This is a genomic window from Salinivibrio sp. IB574 (assembly GCF_001996205.1).
Classification (GTDB): domain Bacteria; phylum Pseudomonadota; class Gammaproteobacteria; order Enterobacterales; family Vibrionaceae; genus Salinivibrio; species Salinivibrio proteolyticus.
Window position 1 is genome coordinate 255,466 of record NZ_MUFN01000002.1, and the last position, 20,121, is coordinate 275,586.

A 20,121-nucleotide genomic window follows, 5' to 3' on the forward strand; every position below is an offset into this window, starting at 1 on the left:
GTTTATCCAAGCTTTTCTGCTACACGCAGCACCGAACTACGAGCACGGGCATTGTGTTCAATTTCTTGTGACGATGGTTTGATCGCTTTACCGATGGGCTTCATCGCCGCCGAACCAAGTTCAGCAATCTGCGCCTCGGTCAGCGGCACCCCTCTCGGCACCTCCGGCCCTTTGCTTTGTTTGCGAATAAAGCGTTTCACCATGCGATCTTCGAGTGAGTGGAAACTGATCACCGATAAGCGTCCTTGAGGCGCCAACACCGCCAATGCGCCTTGCAAGGCCAGTTCTATCTCATCGAGCTCACTGTTGATATAAATGCGGATCGCCTGAAAGCTGCGGGTCGCGGGGTGCTTTTTCTTCTCTTTAAACGGCACCGTGTTGTCGATCAACTTGGCCAGTTGACTGGTGGTTTCAAGYGGCGGGGTCTCTTCATCTTCACGGTATTTGACGATCGCATGGGCAATCCGCTTAGCAAAGCGTTCTTCACCGAAAACTTTTAGCACCCAAGCAATGTCATCGGCGCTTGCAGTTTCCAACCACTGCGCCGCAGACTGGCCGGCGGTCGGGTCCATACGCATATCGAGCGGACCATCACGCAAAAAACTAAAGCCACGGGTCGGATCATCTAGCTGTGGCGAAGACACGCCCAAATCGAGCAACACGCCATCAACTTTTCCTGCCAATCCTAAATCGGTGAGGTAGGTTTCAATGCCCGAAAATGGCCCATGAATAATTTGGAAACGCGGATCCTTGATGGTGCCGGCTTCTTCGATGGCACGAGGATCGCGATCAATCGCATACAAACGCCCGTTCTCGCCCAACTGAGACAAAATATGTCGCGAGTGGCCGCCACGACCAAAGGTGCCGTCGACATAAATGCCGTCAGGTTTAATGGCAAGGCCGTCCACAGACTCATTTAAAAGGACGGATACATGGGTATATTGTTCTGACATAAATTCGCTTCATTAATTACAGTGACAGATCTGCTAATCGTTCACTGATGAGGTGGTTTGACTCCGCCTGTGTATCCATATCCTGACGAATTTGCTGCTGCCAAGTTTGCTCATCCCAAATTTCAAATTTGTTGAGCTGGCCGACCAACATCGCTTTGCCATCCAGTCCGGCATATTGGCGCAACGTGGACCCAAGCAGCAGTCGCCCTTGTCCGTCCATTTCGCAATCAAATGCGTGCCCGAGCAATAAACGCTGTAGGCGTCGCTCTGCAGGCTGAAAGCTGGATAATTTTGAGAGCTTGTCTTCAATCACTTCCCATTCAGGGACCGGGTATAAGGCCAAGCAAGGGAGTTGGTGATCAATGGTGCACACAAAGCGGCCTTCGCAATGCGCGACTAACGCATCACGATAACGGGTCGGCAAGGCAAGCCGTCCTTTTTTATCGACCGAAATGGCGCTGACGCCTCGTAACATGGCGTTATTTTCCCTTTTTCACCAAAATTATCCACTTTACACCACATTTTCCCACCCAGAAGTGTACGTAGCAGGTAAAAAGAAAGTCAAGCGAGTCACGAAAGTGATTACGATCACATATTATGAAATAAAAGAGGCAATTCAGCTGGTTAGTCTGTGTTCACTTATCGACTATTGATAGCAATATAACTAAATCATCTGACCAATCGCTGAAAACAAGAAGGCGAGCCCAAAAAGGCTCGCCTATAAATGCGGTTGAGTTGGCCTGTAAGCCGGGTTCTGTACCGTAAAAACGGCGGTAACCATTCGTCTAGGCCTGCAATCGCTCACAGGCTCCAGCAACCTACCCGTCCCCAAACGCGGGCCGCGCCAATAGGGACCTATTTGGTCTTGCTCCGGGTGGAGTTTACCGTGCCACGAACTGTTGCCAGACGCGCGGTGCGCTCTTACCGCACCCTTTCACCCTTACCTGTGCTCCGAAGAGCCATCGGCGGTCTACTCTCTGCTGCACTGGTCGTAGGCTCACGCCCCCCAGGCGTTACCTGGCACCCTGCCCTGAGGAGCCCGGACTTTCCTCCCCTTTATCAGTCTCCCAAAGGACATCAATAAAGCAGCGGTTACCCGGCCAACTCGAGCGGGGGAGTATATAGAAGATTGTCAGCGCAAGCCAGCCAAAATCACGCCCAGTTACAGATTCTCCAAGCCCCACTTATAGAGTGCGTTCTTTTTAACCGAATACAGTTCCGCGACTAACGCCGCCGCTTTTTTAAGAGGTAACTCAGCGGCAAGTAACCCTAATGCCCGACAGGCGGACTGTGGCAACGCATTTTTATCCGCACGGTGGCCAGCCACTAGCAACACCATCTCGCCTTTTAAGCGGTTGGGGTCTTCATTCAACCATTCAATTAATGTCCCCAAGGGCGCGCCGTGAATGGTTTCAAAGGTTTTGGTGAGCTCGCGCGCCAATACCACGCGGCGTTCTGGCCCAAGCACTGCCAGCATATCGGCCAAACTATCGCGGATACGGTGCGGCGACTCATAAAAAATCAAGGTGCGCGGGTCATCGGCTAAATCACGGAATGTGTCTTGGCGGGCTTTCGTTTTCGGCGGCAGGAACCCTTCAAAACTAAAGCGGTCTGAAGGCAAGCCTGATGCACTCAATGCAGTCACCACCGCACACGCGCCCGGCAGCGGAACCACTCGGATCCCCGCGTCGCGGCATTGCGTCACAAGGTGATAGCCTGGGTCACTGATCAGCGGCGTGCCCGCATCGGAGACCAGAGCTATCGACTGACCTTGCTGTAAGCGATTAATCAGCGCAGCCGCTTTTTGCTGCTCATTATGTTCGTGCAGGGCAAACGTTTTGGTGCTAATCGAGAAATGCGACAATAATCGAGCCGTGTGCCGCGTATCTTCGGCGGCAATCAGGTCAACATTGGCTAACACCTCTAACGCACGTTGCGTGATGTCAGCCAAATTGCCGATTGGCGTCGGTACAATATATAGCGTGGGAAGTGCCCGCTCGGATAGATTTGCATCAGTCATTTGTTTAACAACCCTTCGGCGATTAAGATAGGGGCAACGTTGTCACGGTTGAAACATGTTCATGCTTAAACTTACCCAGAAGCGTCAAAGTGTAACACGACTTGTCACGCCTGTAGCCTTGGCGTTGGCACTGGCGGCCTGTAGCGCGCCAACCACAGGACCCACAGCTCGCCATGCGATCAGTCAACCGGCGAAGGAGAACTCAACCTTCTACCTGCTGCAAGCAGAAACCAGTGAAGGCAACCAGCAAAATGACTGGTTTTTACTGGCGATCAAGGCGCTCATTAACGAGCAACAGTTCAACCAAGCAGACGTTTTGCTGCAACGCTTGGAGCGACGCCCTCTTACCACCAATCAACAGATCGAGTGGACGCTGACACGGGCGCGCTTTTTAGCAGAAACCGGCAAGCTCCCTCAAGCCGATGAAGCACTCACCCTCAACCCAAATTGGCAGTTGAGTGCCGAGCAGCGCGCGCGTTTTTATCGTCAAAAAGCCACCATTGCGCGTCAGCAAAGCAATGCATTCGCCGCGGTGACCAACCAACGCTTGGCCGCTGGCTATTTGGACGGCAGCGAGGCTCGCCAAGCGTGGAATACTTTGTGGCAAGATTTGCAGCAATTAAACCAGCGCGAAGTGGAACGGATTGAAAGTGGCGATGATGACATTCTCGCTGGTTGGGTTCGCTTGCTAGACATTGCACGGCGCTACAGCCGCGATCCGGCTCAAATGCAAACCGCACTCAACGATTACTTAAGCCAACATCCCGCGCATCCGGCCAATCGGTACTTGCCCGACAACTTGGCGGATATTCAGTCGCTCACCATCACCCAACCAACGCGTGTCGGTGTGATGCTGCCACTGAGCGACAAATTTGCCGAACAAGGGGATGCCATTCGCGACGGCTTTGTCGAAGCCATGCTCGATGACAAGAGTGAGCAAAAGCCGACGGTATTTTTCTACGACACCAATGCGCTCGATATGCAGGCCCTTGAACAGCGCGTGCAAGACGATCGCCTCGACTTTGTGGTTGGCCCGCTCCAAAAACACATGGTCGCCGCAGTGAGTGAGGCAATCGCCGGTCAAGTGCCTTTGTTGGCCTTAAACCAGCCCAACGATGATAGTTTCACTCCCGGAGTGTGTTATTTCACCCTCTCTCCCGAGCAAGAAGCGGCACAAGCCGCCGATCACCTTTATAACCAAGGCTATCAGTTCCCGATGGTGCTGTATCCTGACTCCACCTTTGGGCGTCGAATGAGCGAAGCGTTTTCCACCCGCTGGCAGGCTTTGACGGATACCCAAGCGGAGCAAGCCGCCTTTGGGGATCGCAGTGGCATGCAAGCCCGCATTCAATCCATTTTCGGATTAGACGGGAGTCAGCGCCGTATTCAGCAAATGAAACAACTGACCGATCTGCCCTTATTATCGCAGCCAAGAAGTCGCCGCGATATCGATGCGGTGTACATGGTAGCCGGTGCCGCCGATCTGACCTTGTTGAAACCTTTCATCGAAGTGGCGATTAATCCTGATGTGGTTCCGCCTAAACTGTATGCCAGCTCACGCAGTAACAATCGCGCCGATGGCATGGGACAACTTGGCGAGTTACAAGGCATTGAGTTTAGCGATGTCCCTCTTCTGATCAGCCCAGATAGCGAAGGGCACCAGCAACATGCGCGTCGCCATCCAGCACAAAGTAATAATACCGCGCGCTTACATGCGCTGGGGGTCGATGCTTACGCCCTCCTAACCGGCCTGCCCCAAATGCAAGCGCTGCCCGGTTATCAGGTTAATGGTCAAACCGGACAACTGTCGCTCGGTGACAACTGCGTCATTAACCGTAAAATGCAGTGGGCACGCTTTGGCAAAACCGACATCGAGCCGGTTGCCCCGACAAATAACGGAGCAAGCCAGTAATGCAAGGTCAGCCAACTAGGGAGACGGGGCAAGCCTATGAGCAATATGCTTGCCAATACCTGCTCCAACAAGGGCTGACCTTACTGGATAAAAACGCCCATAGCCGTCGAGGCGAGCTGGATTTAATCATGCAAGAGGGCAAGTGCTTAGTCTTCGTCGAAGTCCGCTTCCGACGAGGGCGCGGTTTTGGCGGCGCTGCCGCAAGCATCACCGCCACCAAACGCCGCCGCTTGTACCTTGCTGCCGAACGTTGGATGCAACGTCACGGCTTTCACAGTCACCACACCGAGTTTCGCTTTGACGCTGTGACCTTTGATGGCCACGTTGAAGCAATCAACTGGATAAAAAACATCGTTGAAGGGTAAGTAATGCTAGAAAGCATCAAAGAAAGCTTTACCGAGAGTATTCAAACACAAATCGCCGCTGCAGAAGCGATCCCAGAGCATCTGTCACAAGCGGCACAAGTGATGGTACAAAGCCTGCTGAATGGCAATAAAATTCTTTGCTGTGGCAATGGCGGCTCTGCGGCTAATGCGCAACATTTCGCCTCCTGTTTGCTAAACCGCTTCGAAACCGAACGCCCCAGCTTACCGGCGTTAGCGCTGACCGCAGACACCACCACGTTAACGGCGGTTGCGAACGATTACAGCCACGATGAAGTGTTTTCCAAGCAAGTGCGCGCGCTCGGCCAAGCAGGGGATGTGCTCCTCGCCATCTCGACCAGCGGAAACAGCAAAGACATCATTAAATCAATGGAAGCCGCGGTGACGCGTGATATGACCATCATTGCCATGACAGGCAAAGACGGCGGCGAAATGGCAGGCTTGCTTGGCCAACGAGATGTCGAAATTCGTATTCCCTCACAGCGTACGGCGCGTATTCAAGAAGGTCACCTGCTTGCCGTGCACTGCCTGTGTGACTTGATTGATCAGGTGCTTTTCCCTTCTCACGGAGAATAAACATGCGTGTGTTATTGACCGTTTTACTCGCCTTTACCTTACAGGCTTGTTCCGCCGTTTACTCTTCTGACCCGCGCACCACTGGCGAAGAATGGCAAGATACACAAATCGGTCTCAATACCGCTGGCATTGTCAATAAACCGCCGTTTAGAAATAAGATCCGCGCGAAAGCCGCGGCTTTCCAAGGTCAGGTTCTCTTGGTGGGGCAAAGTGCCGATCCGGCATTGACTGAGGAGTTTGTTGCCCGCATTCGTGCGCTCGACAATGTGAATGTGGTCTACAACCAAATTCGCCAAGCGCCGATGCTGGGCTTGGCTGATATTAGTACCGACAGCTGGCTCACGACCCGCGTTAAAGCCGCGCTTGTTGCCGATGACACCCTACGCAGCGTGAACATCAAAGTGGTGACCGAGGCACGAGAAGTCTTTCTTCTTGGTGCAGTGACCCAAGCACAAGCGGATAAAGCCGCCGATATCGCCCGCAATATTCGCGGCGTCAATCAGGTGATTAAAGCGTTTCAGTACACGGACCAGCGCTAGTTCATATATCTGCGCTCTTATCCATGTAAAAGGCCAAGGAAATCATACCTTGGCCTTTTTTGTCTTCGTCATGTATCGATGCGGTGGCTACAATTTGCGTCTAAGCAGTAGCAAGGTGACGGCCAAGAAAATCAAACTCGGCGTCACGGCCCCTAACGCTGGCGGCAGCTTATACACCAAGCTCATCGGCCCAAACACTTCGTTGGCAATATAAAAACCGAACCCGAAAATCACCCCAGACAGTACCCGAGCGCCCATGGTGACACTGCGAAGCGGACCAAACACGAAGCTCAGTGCCAACAGCATCATCACCGCTATCGACAGCGGCTGCACCGCTTTTCGCCACAACGCGAGCTCATAGCGCGACGCATCCTGCTGCGAGGCTTTCAGATAGGTGACATAGCTATACAAGCCAGATAGCGGCAGCTCTTCCGGTTTTACCGTCACCACCGCCAATTTATCGGGAGTGAGCGTGGTTTTCCACACCAGCTGGTCTTGCTTCACATTGGTAAAGGCGGTGTGATTTTGCATGCGCGTAATGGTGACATCTTTGAGCATCCAACTGTCTTTATCGAGGTAGTCGGCACGTTCGGCAAACACCACATTGGTCATCACTTGGTTGTCATCAAACTTCCAGATGCTTACGCCATTGAGGTTGTCTTGCTCGTCGGCCCGAGCAATATAAATAAAATCATTGCCATCTTTGGCCCATACCCCGCGTCGTACCGACATGACATTCCCGCCGGATTTAGCAATCGAACGCAGCTCACGGGCGGCTTTTTGCGCATCAGGCGCGCCCCATTCACCAAGCACCATGACAATCAGCATCAAGGGGATCGCGGTTTTCAGCACCGACATACCGATTTGCAGTTTCGACACACCTGCCGCCTGCATTACCACCAGCTCGGAGCTGGACGCTAGCATCCCAAGTCCAATCAGAGCGCCGAGCAATACTGCCATGGGGAAAAACATTTCAATGTCACGCGGCATGCTCAGCAGCACGTAGAAAATTGCTTTGCCCATGGTGTAGGCGCCATCTCCGACCGAACGCAGCTGTTCGACGAACTTGATGATGGCGGATAACCCAACCAGTGTGGCCAAACACAGGGATGAGGTGCCGATCAGGGTGCGGCCGATATACCAATCTAGGATGCGAAACATCAGGCGGCTCCTTTCAAACTGGCTTTGAGTTTACGCATAGGTAATGAGTCCCAACTGGCTAAAATAACCGCGAGTAACAAGGCCGCGACGTTAACACTCCACAAACCAATTTGTGCGGGTAAATCACCATCTTCGACCGCGGATTTTGCTGCACTGATAGACAAGAAATAGGCCAGATAAATCAATATCGCAGGGAAGAGCTTGGCAAAGCGCCCTTGGCGAGGGTTCACCGATGACAGCGGGACCACAATCATGGTCATCAGCGGGATACACAGGACCAGCGAGATCCGCCATTGCAGCTCGGCACGCGCTTTTAAGCTGCTTTCCCCAAACAGCTGCAAAGTCGGCACCGCGTCCCAATCTCGGCTTTTTTCACGCACTTCACGCTGGCCAATCAATACCTGATAGTTTTTATAGGTCGTCACCCCATATTCAAGGCGACTAGGGATCCCTTCGGTGCGGGTGCCATCGACTAAATCGAGCACCTGACGTCCATCCGGCAACTCCGAGATATAGCCTTTATCCGCCACCACCACGTTAGGCAGCAGCGACTCGCGCGGCACAGGTTGGGCGACAAAAATATGGTTCAAGGTCTTGCCGTCGTTTTCGATGTTGTCGACAAAAATCACCGCTTGCCCAGACGGTGCACTCTGGAACTGGCCTTGTACTAAGAGCTCCAGTCCCGACTCCGCCTCCAGTTGCTCCATCACCTTCAGCTCTTGGTTATTGGCCCAAGGTGTTAGCCATAGCGCATTAAAGGCAGCCACAGAACCTGTGATCAGTGCCAAATACAGCGCAGCGCGGATCAAAAATTCGTTACCAATCCCGGTGGCATTCATCACCGTGATTTCACTTTCCGCGTACAAGCGACCAAAGGTGATCAATATCCCAATGTACAAACTTAGCGGCAACATCAACATTGCCATGGACGGCATGTAGAGTCCCACCAAGGTGATAATTTGATCACTTGGAATCGACCCTTCTGTCGCATTGGCAAGAACACGGATAAACTTTTGGCTAAAAAAGACCAGAAATAACACAAATAAAACTGCAACTTGTGTCTTAACCGTCTCCCGGATCAAATATCGAACAATTATCAAAGCGAAGGCACCTATGGAAAACTTGTTTTTTTACTCGAATAACTATAGTTTCTGGTTTAATTAGTTGTTTTCTAATCTTTCGGCCATTTGTTGACCGCCGGCTGATCCGGGCGCAATAGAGCGTTCAACAACATAGAGGCGGCATTATCCAACATTTGGTCTCAATTGTCTTTAGGATCTAGGAGTACAAATGGAGTTCAGTGTAAAGAGCGGTAGCCCCGAAAAGCAACGCAGTGCCTGTATTGTCGTGGGCGTATTTGAACCTCGCCGCCTGTCACCCGTCGCCGAGCAACTCGACAAAATCAGTGACGGCTATATCAGTGCCCTACTGCGCCGCGGTGACTTGGAAGGCAAGCCAGGCCAAGTGCTCCTGCTACACCATGTCCCGAACGTCCTGTCTGAGCGTGTCCTGCTGGTCGGCTGCGGTAAAGAGCGCGAACTCGGCGAGCGCCAATACAAAGAGATTATCAAAAAAACCATCAACACCCTCAATGAAACCGGGTCGATGGAAGCCGTGTGCTTCTTAACCGAGCTGCACGTGAAAGGCCGCGACACCTACTGGAAAGTCCGTCAAGCCGTTGAAAGCACCAAAGACACCCTCTACACCTTCAACCAATTCAAGAGCGTGAAGCCAGAAATCCGTCGCCCGCTACGCAAGTTGGTGTTCAATGTGCCAACCCGTCGTGAATTGAATTTGGGTGAACGTGCGATTGCGCATGGCTTAGCCGTTTCTTCAGGTGTCAACGCGTGTAAAGATTTGGGCAATATGCCACCCAACGTGGCAAACCCGGCTTACCTCGCCTCGCAAGCCCGTCGTTTAGCCGACGACTTTGATACCGTCACCACGCGCATCATCGGCGAGCAAGAAATGGAAAAGCTCGGCATGCATTCCTACCTTGCGGTTGGCCGTGGCTCGAAAAACGAGTCAATGATGTCAATCATGGAATACAAAGGCCATCCCGACCCAGATGCCAAACCGATTGTGTTGGTCGGTAAAGGACTGACCTTCGATTCAGGCGGCATTTCCATTAAGCCCGGTGCGGGCATGGACGAAATGAAGTACGACATGGGCGGTGCCGCGTCTGTCTTTGGGGTGATGCGTGCCCTTGCCGAGCTTAACTTACCGCTTAACGTCGTCGGTGTGCTCGCCGGCTGTGAAAATATGCCAGATGGCCAAGCCTATCGTCCCGGCGATATTCTCACCACTATGTCAGGCCAAACCGTGGAAGTGCTCAACACCGATGCCGAAGGCCGTTTAGTCTTGTGTGACGCCCTGACCTATGTTGAGCGCTATGAGCCAGAGTGTGTGATTGATGTGGCCACCTTAACTGGCGCCTGCATCATGGCCCTTAGCCATCACATCAGTGCCTTGATTGCCAACCAGAACCCACTGGCGCATGAAATCATCAATGCCTCTGAGCAAGCGGGTGACCGCGCTTGGCGTCTGCCGATGACTGACGAGTTCCAAGAGCAGCTCGACAGCCCCTTTGCCGATATGGCCAACATTGGCGGCAAAGGTGGTGGCACCATCACTGCTGGCTGTTTCTTGTCGCGCTTTGCCAAGAAATACAACTGGGCGCACCTAGATATTGCCGGTACCGCATGGAAAAGCGGCGGCAAGGAAAAAGGCTCAACCGGCCGCCCGGTGCCTTTGCTGGTGCAGTTCTTATTGAATCGCTCTGGCCTCGAAGTGGTCGAGTAATTGCCAAGGAGGCCAAACGGCCTCCTTTTTTTGTCTGAACTTTAATCGACACTGGTGTCAGCGCGCACAATCCGCTATGTTGGTTATCCCGCGCTTGACCGGACACCACACTTTTGGGACGGAGGCCGTTTCTCAACTTTAGGAGCGTATATGTCCACCGCCACCTTTTATTTGTTGGCGCCACCCGACGGCGCGTCATCTGACGATGGATTGACGCCCGAACAACAAGCGCGCGAACAACAAACGTTAATAGACACCGCGATTCATTTGGCCTTCTATTACTATCAACAGGGACAACGTATTTATCTCGCCGCCCGCGACCAACAACAGGCCCATCAACTGGATGATGCCTTATGGCAGCGCGACGCCGATACGTTTGTTCCCCATAATTTGGTAGGAGAAGGACCACGAGGCGGTGCACCCGTAGAAATCGGTTGGCCCGGTGTACGTCACTCCGGGCACCGCAGCGTGCTAATCAATTTGGCGACAGAGGCATCAAATTTTGCGCCTTCGTTTGCACAAGTGGTAGACTTCGTCCCTTGCGATGAGACGCTCAAACAGCACGCGCGTCACCGATATAAAGCATACCGACTGGCAGGCCTGCAACTTCAAACCCTTGCCATCGACCAATCGCCCAAACCTTGACGATCTTTCAAGAGCGCTATGGAAAAGACATATAACCCACAATCAATTGAAAAAGCGCTGTACCAGCGCTGGGAAGAGGCGGGCTATTTCCGACCTCATGGTGATACCAGCAAAGATGCCTATAGCATCATGATCCCGCCGCCAAACGTCACTGGCAGCTTGCATATGGGTCACGCGTTCCAAGATACCATTATGGATACCTTGATCCGTGCCGAGCGTATGAAAGGCAAAAACACCTTGTGGCAAGTGGGTACCGACCATGCCGGTATCGCAACACAAATGGTGGTGGAGCGTAAGATCGCAGCCGAAGAAGGCAAGACCAAGCACGACTACGGTCGTGACGCGTTTGTCGACAAGATCTGGCAATGGAAAGGCGAATCAGGCGGCACGATCACGCAACAGTTGCGTCGTCTCGGTGCCTCTGTCGATTGGGATCGCGAGCGCTTCACCATGGATGAAGGCTTTTCCAATGCCGTTAAAGAAGTCTTTGTTCGCCTTTACCAAGAAGACCTTATCTATCGTGGTAAGCGTTTGGTGAACTGGGATCCGAAATTGCACACCGCGATTTCCGATCTCGAAGTGGAAAACAAAGACAAGAAAGGCCACATGTGGCATTTCCGTTATCCACTTGCCGATGACGCGAAAACGGCCGAAGGCAAAGACTACATTGTGGTTGCCACCACCCGTCCGGAGACTATGCTGGGCGATACCGGTGTTGCGGTTAACCCAGAAGACCCGCGCTACAAAGACCTAATTGGTCAGCACGTGTTACTGCCAGTGGTGAATCGTCGTATCCCTATCGTGGGCGATGAGCACGCTGACATGGAAAAAGGCACCGGCTGTGTAAAAATCACCCCAGCGCACGACTTCAACGACTATGAAGTGGGCCAGCGCCACCAGCTGCCAATGATCAACATTCTCACGCTGAACGCCGATATCCGCGACAGTGCTGAAGTGTTTGATCACAAAGGTCAGCCAAACAATGCTTACCCAACCGATATTCCAGCCAACTACCAAGGTTTGGAGCGTTTTGCCGCGCGTAAAGCGATCGTGGCTGAATTTGACGCGCTGGGTTTATTGGAAGAAATCAAAGATCACGATCTCACTGTCCCATACGGCGATCGTGGCGGCGTAGTCATTGAGCCAATGCTTACCGACCAGTGGTACGTACGTACTGCACCACTGGCAGAGCCTGCCGTAAAAGCGGTAGAAGATGGCGACATTCAATTCGTACCGAAACAATACGAGAACATGTACTTTGCGTGGATGCGTGACGTACAAGACTGGTGTATTTCTCGTCAGCTTTGGTGGGGCCACCGCATTCCTGCCTGGTACGACGACCAAGGCAATGTCTATGTTGGCCGTGACGAAGACGAAGTCCGTCGTGAAAACCAACTGGCAGACGACGTGACGCTACGCCAAGACGATGACGTACTGGATACTTGGTTCTCATCGGCACTTTGGACGTTCGGTACCCTAGGCTGGCCAGAGAACACCGATGCGCTGAAAACCTTCCACCCGACCGACGTATTGGTGTCAGGCTTTGACATCATCTTCTTCTGGGTGGCGCGCATGATCATGATGACCATGCACTTCATCAAAGATGAAAATGGTAAGCCACAAGTGCCCTTTAAGACGGTCTATATGACCGGACTTATCCGCGACGAAAGCGGCGCCAAGATGTCAAAATCTAAGGGTAACGTCCTTGACCCTCTCGACATGATTGACGGCATTGGCATCGATGAGTTGGTGGCGAAGCGCACCGGCAACATGATGCAACCAAAGCTGGCTGAAAAGATTGAGAAAGCGACCCGTAAAACGTTTGAAAACGGCATCGAAGCCCACGGCACCGATGCACTGCGTTTTACCCTCGCAGCGCTGGCCTCTACCGGTCGTGACATCAACTGGGACATGAAGCGCCTTGAAGGTTACCGCAACTTCTGTAACAAACTTTGGAACGCCAGCCGCTATGTGCTGATGAATACCGAAGATCAAGATTGCGGCATGAACGGCGGCGAGATGCAATTCTCACTGGCTGATCAGTGGATTGAATCTCAGTTCCAGCAAGCGGCGAAAGACTTCAACACCCACCTCGACAACTATCGTCTCGATATGGCGGCGGGTGTGTTGTATGAGTTTATTTGGCACCAATTCTGTGACTGGTACTTGGAACTTACCAAGCCTGTCCTGTGGAAAGGCGACGAGGCACAACAACGTGCAACCCGTTATACCCTGATCACGGTATTGGAAAAAACCTTGCGTCTGGCGCATCCAGTGATCCCTTACATCACCGAAGCTATTTGGCAAAGTGTCAAACCGCTGGTTGACGGTGTGGAAGGCGATACCATTATGCAGCAGCCACTGCCGCAATTTGATGCTAGCCGCGTGAACATCCAAGCGTCAGAAGACATTGAGTGGGTGAAGCAGTTTATCGTTAGCATCCGTAACCTCCGTGCTGAGTACGATATTGCGCCAAGCCAGCCGCTTGAGGTGATGCTGAAAGCCGCTGATGAACGCGATGCCACTCGTGCGAACACCAACAGCGCGACCTTGCACGCCCTTGCCAAACTTGGCAGCTTCAAGGTACTGGATGGCAGTGAATCTTTACCAGCCTGTGCCTCTGCCTTGGTCGGTAGCTCAGAAATCTTGATCCCGATGGCGGGTCTGATTGACAAAGATGCCGAACTGGCGCGCTTGGATAAAGAAATCGCCAAAGTGGAAGGCGAGATCAAACGCATCGAAGGGAAGCTCGGCAACGAAAGTTTTGTCTCCAAAGCCCCTGAAGCAGTGGTCGCCAAAGAGCGCGAAAAACTCAACAACTATCGTGTCAGCCTCACCAAACTGGGTGAGCAAAAAACCACGATTGCGGCGCTATAAATCAAGCGTTGACGTCGGACGTTTTACATCGATAGACCTTCGTGATAAGCCACGCCATCTGGCGTGGTTTTTTTATTCTCTCCCATCCGCAACTCAGCACGCCGCAGCCAAAACCTGCCACACTTGATAGCTCCGCCCTATCTAAAAGATAGTGAGAACCGTTTTTATTTATAGACACAGACACGGCATACTGTCAGTGTTGATTAAACGCGTGTTGCCGCGAAGGAGCTACACCATGAAGAAGACATTAAGCTTTGCCGCTATCCACTTTTCTATCGCCTTTACCGTGGCCTATGTGCTGACGGGCGATATCATCATCGGTAGCTTGATTGCGATGACAGAGCCCACCGTCAATACCGGCGCGTTTTATCTTCATGAAAAACTCTGGCAACTGAGCCGCCGCGCACGTCCCGTGGTGAAAACCGCCAGCTTTGCGGTGGTGCACTTTAACGTTGCCTTCTTAGTGGGCTATGTGATCAGTGGCGATTGGTTAGTCGGTGGCGCACTGGCACTGGTTGAGCCAAGCATCAACACCCTTGCCTACTTCTTCCACGAAAAGGTATGGCAGCATCGCCATACGGTAAAACCCGCTCCGCTGCACTTGGGGCATCATCATTAAAAAAAGCCACGTTTTCGTGGCTTTATACTCAGTCGTTTAACCGGGTCGCGCGTTACTCGCCCTCAGGACCTTCCTCTTCACCCGACTCAAAGTACGTGCCCCAGCCGTCGTAATCGATATCGTGTTTTTCAGCAAGCGTCATCAATTTTTCTACTTGCTCATCAATACGCTCGGCATTAAGTGCCGTTTCCATCACCGCATCGAAGCAGACGATGGTCCCGCCTTCTTCCAGCTCTAGCTCTTCGGCTTCCGCCACTTCAAAGCCCAGTTTAAATGCCTCAACAGCGGCATCTTCTAACTCAGCAAACGTGGCCGCCGATAGGTGATGCTCAATAGTGTAAAGCGCATCCGGATCGCTTCCATCCGCCAGAAGCTCCTCAATAATCATGCGAGTATCTTCTTGTTGCTCTTGAATCATTTCTGCCAGTGACATGCCGCGACTCCAAATAGTGAATGTGGGGCGCAATATGGCACGGTTTAGCAAAAAATGCCACGTTGATAAAAAGGCAAACTGACCAGAAAGTCGCCAAGTTGATGAATTTTCTGTGACCTTGCTAGTCCGCTGGGATTGTTAGTGAATTGTAACATTGACCTGCTTTCAGAAGGTTGTCATTATTCGACCATCCAAGGAGGACATGAGACACGCCCGTCCCTCGAGCAAGACCTGCACTCCCCGCACCACTGGTGACACACAATGACGTGTGTAAGGCGATGTAGTCTGTCTCATTGCCTGGCCCGTAGAAAGGAAAAAGAGGACCTACCATGAGTGAGTTTTACGTTGGATCAGAAGTTGGGCAACTGAAGCGGGTATTGCTTCACCGCCCTGAACGAGCGTTAAACCACCTGACGCCATCGAACTGCCATGAGCTGTTATTTGATGATGTTCTGGCGGTGGAACGAGCCGGAGAAGAGCATGATATGTTCGCCCGCACCTTAACCAACGAAGGGGTGCAGGTTTATCTGCTTCATAATTTGCTGGTTGAAACCCTCGCCGTGCCAGAAGCAAAACAATGGCTACTCGACACCCAACTCAACCAATACCGCCTCGGCTACCAATTTGCTAACGACGTGCGCGCCTACATGGCCGATATCGATCACAATGCACTCGCCGACATTTTACTCGGCGGATTAAGCTACATTGATTTGCCTGTGCAATCATCCTCAATGATGCAAGCGATGCACGACAAAACCGATTTCGTGATTGAGCCGCTCCCGAACCACTTATTTACCCGAGATACGTCCTGCTGGGTATATGGCGGTGTCTCACTCAACCCGATGGCAAAATCCGCGCGCCAACGTGAAACCAATCACCTGCGCGCCATCTATCGCTGGCATCCCGAATTTGCAGAAAGCCAGTTTATTAATTACCTCGGTGATGAAGTGCGTGATTACGACAACGCCATGATTGAGGGCGGCGATGTATTAGTGATTGGCCGCGGCGCCGTCTTAATTGGCATGTCGGAACGCACCACGCCTCAAGGGGTGGAACAATTGGCGCGAAGCCTGCTGTTTAGTGGTCAAGCCAAAGAAGTGATTGCGGTACAACTACCGAAAAACCGCTCGTGTATGCACCTTGATACCGTAATGACCCATATGGATGTGCATACCTTCTCGGTCTACCCCACCGTGATGCGCCCTGATTTGCCATGCTGGCGCTTAACCCGCAAAGGGGAAGACAGCCTAAACGTGGAAGCACAATCTTGCTATCTCACCGCGATTGAAAAAGCGCTGGATGTCGGCCCACTCAATATCATTACCACCGGTGGTGATAGCTACGCGGCCGAGCGTGAGCAATGGAACGACGCCAACAACGTGCTAACCGTACGTCCTGGCGTTGTCATTGGCTACGAAGGCAATACGTACACCAATGAAAAGTATGATAAAGCCGGTATCAAGGTATTATCTGTGCCCGGAGATCAGCTCGGACGAGGCCGCGGCGGCGCGCGCTGCATGAGCTGCCCGCTGGAACGCGACGGTATCTAACAGCCTGTCAGCCGCTGCCTTGCCAGCGGCTTTTAAATTGTTTAATTACAAAGAGTTAAACTGAAAAAATATAAAGATTGCACAGACTTTAAACCCACTATATACTCCTGCCGCTTTTTGACACGGATCACACGATAAGCTGTCGCAACAACCCAATGGATGGGACCCCAACCTAACCATTGAGAAAAAGAAGCAAATAATGAAAACCATTCCCTATATTGCCTTGATTGCCGCGCTATATGTGACACCCACTTTTGCCAATTCACTCTACCTTGGCGCTGAACTCGGGCATATTCGCTATGGCAGCGAAACAAGCGGTCCTGTCACCGAACAATTGGCCGATGATATCGACGATGGCGCTATGGCGACGCTGAAAGTCGGTAGCTATTTTGGTCCCAACCTACGCGTTTATGGTTTTTTACAACGTAATGGCGAAAGCGAAGTGTCTTACCGTGAGTTATCTGCGACAGGCTCGCAATTCACGTTAAGCCGCGACGGTTACCAATACGGTGTGGGCAGTGATTACCTGTTCCATTTTACACCCGCAAGCTACATCAGCGTAGGCGGCCGTGTGGGCTACTACTACAACACACTTGATGTAAGTGCACGTGCCAACGGACAAACGCTCACCTCCCAAATAGACACTGACGGTATTGCCGCCGGCCTTAGCACATCGATTGGTCATCACTTTACCGACCACATTAGTCTCGAGCTTGGCTACCGCTACGAAAAACTCGAAACAGACGACAATGTCTTGCTAGGCCAACGCATTACCTTTGAAGACACTCATCAAGCCTTTTTGGGCTTGAATTACACCTTCTAAGATTTTGTCTGACGTCACGGTGGCCGATTATCTCGGTCACCGCTTACAGTTTTACCGGCTACCGTCATGTTTAGGCTCAGCGTGCCTTCTCACTTCTGACTTTTATTTTTTGCCAGCTTTATCACCCAATAACTATTAAATAACTCAATAATTCAGCGCGTTATTCTCAACGTTTCGATTTTGATGTTTAAACAAACCCCCTACTTTTATCATTCCTTTTTTGTATTGAGTGTTTACTCTACTGCCAAAAATTACTAATTTCGCATTAGAGTTTCAGTTTTTTTGTGAACTGTGCTCACAGCCCTTTTTATTTGAGATAGCGTGTTTGAAGACAAGCATCGCAAGATACAAAGCGTTAGCCTCGCTAACGTCAGTTGGAACACAACAAAAAGGAAATGCGATGAATAAAAAAACACTGATTTCGCTGCTATTTGCCGGTCTTACTCAAGTTCTTGCTCCTGCTTTTGCCGGCAGTGCAGACAACACCGTGGTTGAGATCAAGCGCGACACCGCCAAACAACTGAGCCAACAGTACGAGCTGATTGCGCCGACCTTGCACCGTAGCATTAACAGCTACAGCTTAAGCGCGTCGCTCTCATCACTTACCGAGCCCCAAACGCGTAGCGCGCGCAGTAAACGCAGCATTGACTCGCAGCTATACAGCGCCGACCGTGCATTGCGTGAAGCGCAAGGCGTCGAAGAAGTGGCTGACCAACTGCTCGAAGTTCGCTTGGCCGACCCAAGCATGCTCGCACGCTGGCAAGCGGGTCAATCGCCGCTATTCGCCTTTGAACCTGCTGGCGATGAGCAAACATGGACGCAAATTGAAGCATTTGATATTGAAGGCAATACCCATTGGCTCGACGTCTACCAAATGCCAGACCGTCCTGTCTTAGTGGTCGACACCAATGGCAAAGCCTCACTGAAAGCTGGCCTAGAAGTGATGCGCCGCACCCTCGCAGAGCAAAACCCTGCACCGCGTGTCCGTCGCAGCGCCCCGATGATGGCAGCAGAGCCACAACCCATTCACACCACGGTGCTGAAAACGATTCGTCTTGAAGATGACAAAGAACCTTGGATCTCTGGTGCGGCGGAAGTGTATGCCATTGTGACCGGTGTGAACCCAAGCCGTGACGAGCCAACGCTCGACATTGTGGATATGCCTTATTTGGATTACGACAAAACCACTTATCATCCTAATCAGGTAATGATCCACTGGGAGCGTTATCGTTGGGGCGCCGCGGATGTTATCTTGATGGAACAAGACGACGGCACCAACTACAAAGAGCTGGCGCTGAAACTCAACGAAATTGCTAGCGATATCATTGCAGCAATCCCCGATCTTGAAGTGCAAGCTTACGGTGTGATCACCAAAATCACCGGTAAGATCATCGAAGCCATCCCCGGCGGCTGGCTCACCAACGATGATGACTTTGTGGACGTGTACTACACCCTCCTCAAAGACCGCACCTACCAAGATCACATCGGCGCTAGCGGCAACGCCACCGCTACTTGGGAGCCTCTGGTTATCGAGCCAACTAAGTAATCCAGGCTTGGTTTCACTGAGCTAGATAGACAAAACGCAGCCTGAGGGCTGCGTTTTTTGTAGTAATAACAAGCATGGTAGTTGATAGTGCTCGTTCACATACTCCGACGTAGGAACCGGAGAACACTGGATAAATTCTTCTTCCGTAGACTAAATCTGACTTTTCTCTTCAAATGAAGCTAGGTTTGCACCTTTCATTTTAAAAAGAAGAATGAAGAAAGAGAGCGAACTCACGGCAGAAAGAAGTAGCATTGCACTTGTATATGAAGCCATAAAGCCCTTAGTGACAATCTGAGTAGCAACGCTTTCAGCTATATTTAGCTGCTCCTCTATTACCTTAATTAATTGACTAATGTCACCATCAGAAACCGCAGACACTATTGAACTCTCTGATTTTGGGGCAAGATTGCTAAGAAACTCTTTGTTGAAAAGAGCAACACCTGCGGCAAGGCCTATAGACGCCCCTGTGTTCTGTATTGTGCCTAAGTTCCCAATCGCAGCTCCCGTATAACTTTGCGGAACAGATGTTACCGCCGCTGTCATCGAAGGGCTTAAGACACATCCCCACCCTACTCCCATACATAGGAACGCAACCAGAATAAATAGCATTGTCTCATTAGCGACAAACTGAGCTTGCAACATTGCCGATAACGCTAACAGAGCAAGTCCCGACATAATAACTGGCTTACATCCCAACCTATCCACTGCCTTACCTACAAAAGGAGAGATAATTGCTACACCGGCTGTAGTAGGTAATAACATAAAGCCAATATCTAATGCAGAGAAATTCTTAATACTATCCAAGTACAAGGGCATCAAAAAGAATGCGAGACTGTAAAACCCACCTAAAGTAAAAGCTGCAATAGCTGAAGATGAAAACTGTGAATTACGCATTACTTTAAAATTGACTATAGGATCAGACGCTTTTTTTTCAACATAAATAAAATACGCAATAGATAGACCAATAGTAGCCAACAACATAAGCGACAAAGAGGACACCCAACCCCATAGCTCGCCTTGTGTGAATAAAATAGACACACATCCTAGAATAAACGTCACCAATACTGATCCTGGAAGATCTAGACTCCCCTTATTCTCCTTGCTCTCCGATTTTGGAATTGAGGATAAACAGGCCAGCACTGAAATCAAAATGATCGGAACATTGATATAAAAAATCCATCTCCATCCCATAAAACTCACAAGAATACCACCAAGAAATGGTCCTAGAGCTAAGCCTAAACCATTTATACCAAACAATACCCCCAATGCTCTACCTTGCTTC

Annotated in this window: 18 protein-coding genes and 1 other RNA gene; 11 read left to right on the forward strand and 8 right to left on the reverse strand. The window is 51.4% G+C overall.

From position 1 onward, the window contains the following. Positions 1-2: 2 nt before the first annotated feature. The 4 genes from rsmH to rsmI all read right to left on the reverse strand — a co-directional run bounded on the left by rsmH (position 3) and on the right by rsmI (position 2,973). Positions 3-953, reverse strand: coding sequence for a 16S rRNA (cytosine(1402)-N(4))-methyltransferase RsmH (gene rsmH, locus BZJ17_RS01880; RefSeq protein WP_077639587.1), 951 nt, complete (start codon positions 951-953; stop codon positions 3-5). 16 nt (positions 954-969) lie between these two features. After that, positions 970-1,428, reverse strand: coding sequence for a division/cell wall cluster transcriptional repressor MraZ (gene mraZ, locus BZJ17_RS01885; RefSeq protein WP_069586590.1), 459 nt, complete (start codon positions 1,426-1,428; stop codon positions 970-972). 252 nt (positions 1,429-1,680) lie between these two features. Beyond that, an RNA gene (rnpB, locus tag BZJ17_RS01890) (RNase P RNA component class A) lies at positions 1,681-2,061 on the reverse strand. A 54-nt stretch (positions 2,062-2,115) separates the two neighbouring features. Beyond that, positions 2,116-2,973: a 16S rRNA (cytidine(1402)-2'-O)-methyltransferase gene (rsmI, locus tag BZJ17_RS01895; protein ID WP_069586588.1), complete on the reverse strand. Its 858-nt coding sequence runs from the start codon at positions 2,971-2,973 to the stop codon at positions 2,116-2,118. A gap of 61 nt (positions 2,974-3,034) precedes the next feature. Here rsmI and BZJ17_RS01900 point away from each other — a divergent pair, with 61 nt between their 5' ends. The 4 genes from BZJ17_RS01900 to BZJ17_RS01915 are packed head-to-tail and all read left to right on the forward strand — an operon-like array spanning position 3,035 to position 6,383. Beyond that, the gene (locus tag BZJ17_RS01900; protein ID WP_241836737.1) at positions 3,035-4,885 is read left to right on the forward strand and encodes a penicillin-binding protein activator; all 1,851 of its coding nucleotides are present in this window, start codon (positions 3,035-3,037) and stop codon (positions 4,883-4,885) included. After that, positions 4,885-5,250 (forward strand): YraN family protein, encoded by a 366-nt coding sequence (locus BZJ17_RS01905; RefSeq protein ID WP_077639589.1) that lies wholly within the window; start codon positions 4,885-4,887, stop codon positions 5,248-5,250. The genes BZJ17_RS01900 and BZJ17_RS01905 overlap by 1 nt, the downstream gene beginning before the upstream one ends. A gap of 3 nt (positions 5,251-5,253) precedes the next feature. Continuing rightward, the gene (locus tag BZJ17_RS01910; RefSeq protein WP_069586585.1) at positions 5,254-5,844 is read left to right on the forward strand and encodes a phosphoheptose isomerase; all 591 of its coding nucleotides are present in this window, start codon (positions 5,254-5,256) and stop codon (positions 5,842-5,844) included. Between the two features lie 2 nt (positions 5,845-5,846). Then, complete coding sequence (locus BZJ17_RS01915) at positions 5,847-6,383, forward strand: BON domain-containing protein (RefSeq protein ID WP_077455371.1); 537 nt, start codon at positions 5,847-5,849, stop codon at positions 6,381-6,383. A gap of 87 nt (positions 6,384-6,470) precedes the next feature. On the opposite strand, the gene lptG is transcribed toward BZJ17_RS01915, so the two are convergent. Continuing rightward, positions 6,471-7,544 (reverse strand): LPS export ABC transporter permease LptG, encoded by a 1,074-nt coding sequence (lptG, locus tag BZJ17_RS01920; protein WP_069586583.1) that lies wholly within the window; start codon positions 7,542-7,544, stop codon positions 6,471-6,473. After that, entirely contained in the window at positions 7,544-8,644 is a 1,101-nt protein-coding gene (lptF, locus tag BZJ17_RS01925; protein WP_077639590.1) for an LPS export ABC transporter permease LptF, read from the reverse strand. Before lptF ends, lptG begins: the two co-directional genes overlap by 1 nt. 190 nt (positions 8,645-8,834) lie before the next feature. On the opposite strand from lptF, the gene pepA reads away from it, so the two are divergent. The 4 genes from pepA (at position 8,835) to BZJ17_RS01945 (ending at position 14,487) form a co-directional block, all read left to right on the forward strand. Further along, positions 8,835-10,346 (forward strand): leucyl aminopeptidase, encoded by a 1,512-nt coding sequence (gene pepA / locus BZJ17_RS01930; RefSeq protein WP_077639591.1) that lies wholly within the window; start codon positions 8,835-8,837, stop codon positions 10,344-10,346. Between the two features lie 150 nt (positions 10,347-10,496). Further along, entirely contained in the window at positions 10,497-10,991 is a 495-nt protein-coding gene (locus BZJ17_RS01935; RefSeq protein ID WP_069587990.1) for a DNA polymerase III subunit chi, read from the forward strand. A gap of 18 nt (positions 10,992-11,009) precedes the next feature. Continuing rightward, the gene (locus BZJ17_RS01940) at positions 11,010-13,868 is read left to right on the forward strand and encodes a valine--tRNA ligase (protein WP_077639592.1); all 2,859 of its coding nucleotides are present in this window, start codon (positions 11,010-11,012) and stop codon (positions 13,866-13,868) included. 235 nt (positions 13,869-14,103) lie between these two features. Further along, complete coding sequence (locus BZJ17_RS01945) at positions 14,104-14,487, forward strand: DUF2061 domain-containing protein (RefSeq protein WP_069587986.1); 384 nt, start codon at positions 14,104-14,106, stop codon at positions 14,485-14,487. Positions 14,488-14,539: 52 nt separating this feature from the next. Here BZJ17_RS01945 and rraB read toward each other — a convergent pair whose 3' ends face one another. Further along, positions 14,540-14,920, reverse strand: coding sequence for a ribonuclease E inhibitor RraB (rraB, locus tag BZJ17_RS01950; RefSeq protein WP_077639593.1), 381 nt, complete (start codon positions 14,918-14,920; stop codon positions 14,540-14,542). A 329-nt stretch (positions 14,921-15,249) separates the two neighbouring features. Here rraB and arcA point away from each other — a divergent pair, with 329 nt between their 5' ends. The 3 genes from arcA to BZJ17_RS01965 all read left to right on the forward strand — a co-directional run bounded on the left by arcA (position 15,250) and on the right by BZJ17_RS01965 (position 18,839). Further along, positions 15,250-16,470: an arginine deiminase gene (arcA, locus tag BZJ17_RS01955; protein ID WP_077639594.1), complete on the forward strand. Its 1,221-nt coding sequence runs from the start codon at positions 15,250-15,252 to the stop codon at positions 16,468-16,470. Between the two features lie 199 nt (positions 16,471-16,669). Continuing rightward, positions 16,670-17,293 carry an outer membrane beta-barrel protein gene (locus BZJ17_RS01960; RefSeq protein WP_077639595.1) on the forward strand — a complete coding sequence of 208 codons (624 nt, stop codon included), beginning with the start codon at positions 16,670-16,672 and terminating at the stop codon, positions 17,291-17,293. Between the two features lie 400 nt (positions 17,294-17,693). Then, complete coding sequence (locus BZJ17_RS01965) at positions 17,694-18,839, forward strand: DUF3103 family protein (RefSeq protein WP_077639596.1); 1,146 nt, start codon at positions 17,694-17,696, stop codon at positions 18,837-18,839. A gap of 150 nt (positions 18,840-18,989) precedes the next feature. Here the strand turns inward: BZJ17_RS01965 and BZJ17_RS01970 are convergent. Continuing rightward, positions 18,990-20,121 (reverse strand): MFS transporter (locus BZJ17_RS01970; protein ID WP_108743765.1); only part of this gene is annotated, 1,132 nt, incomplete at its 5' end.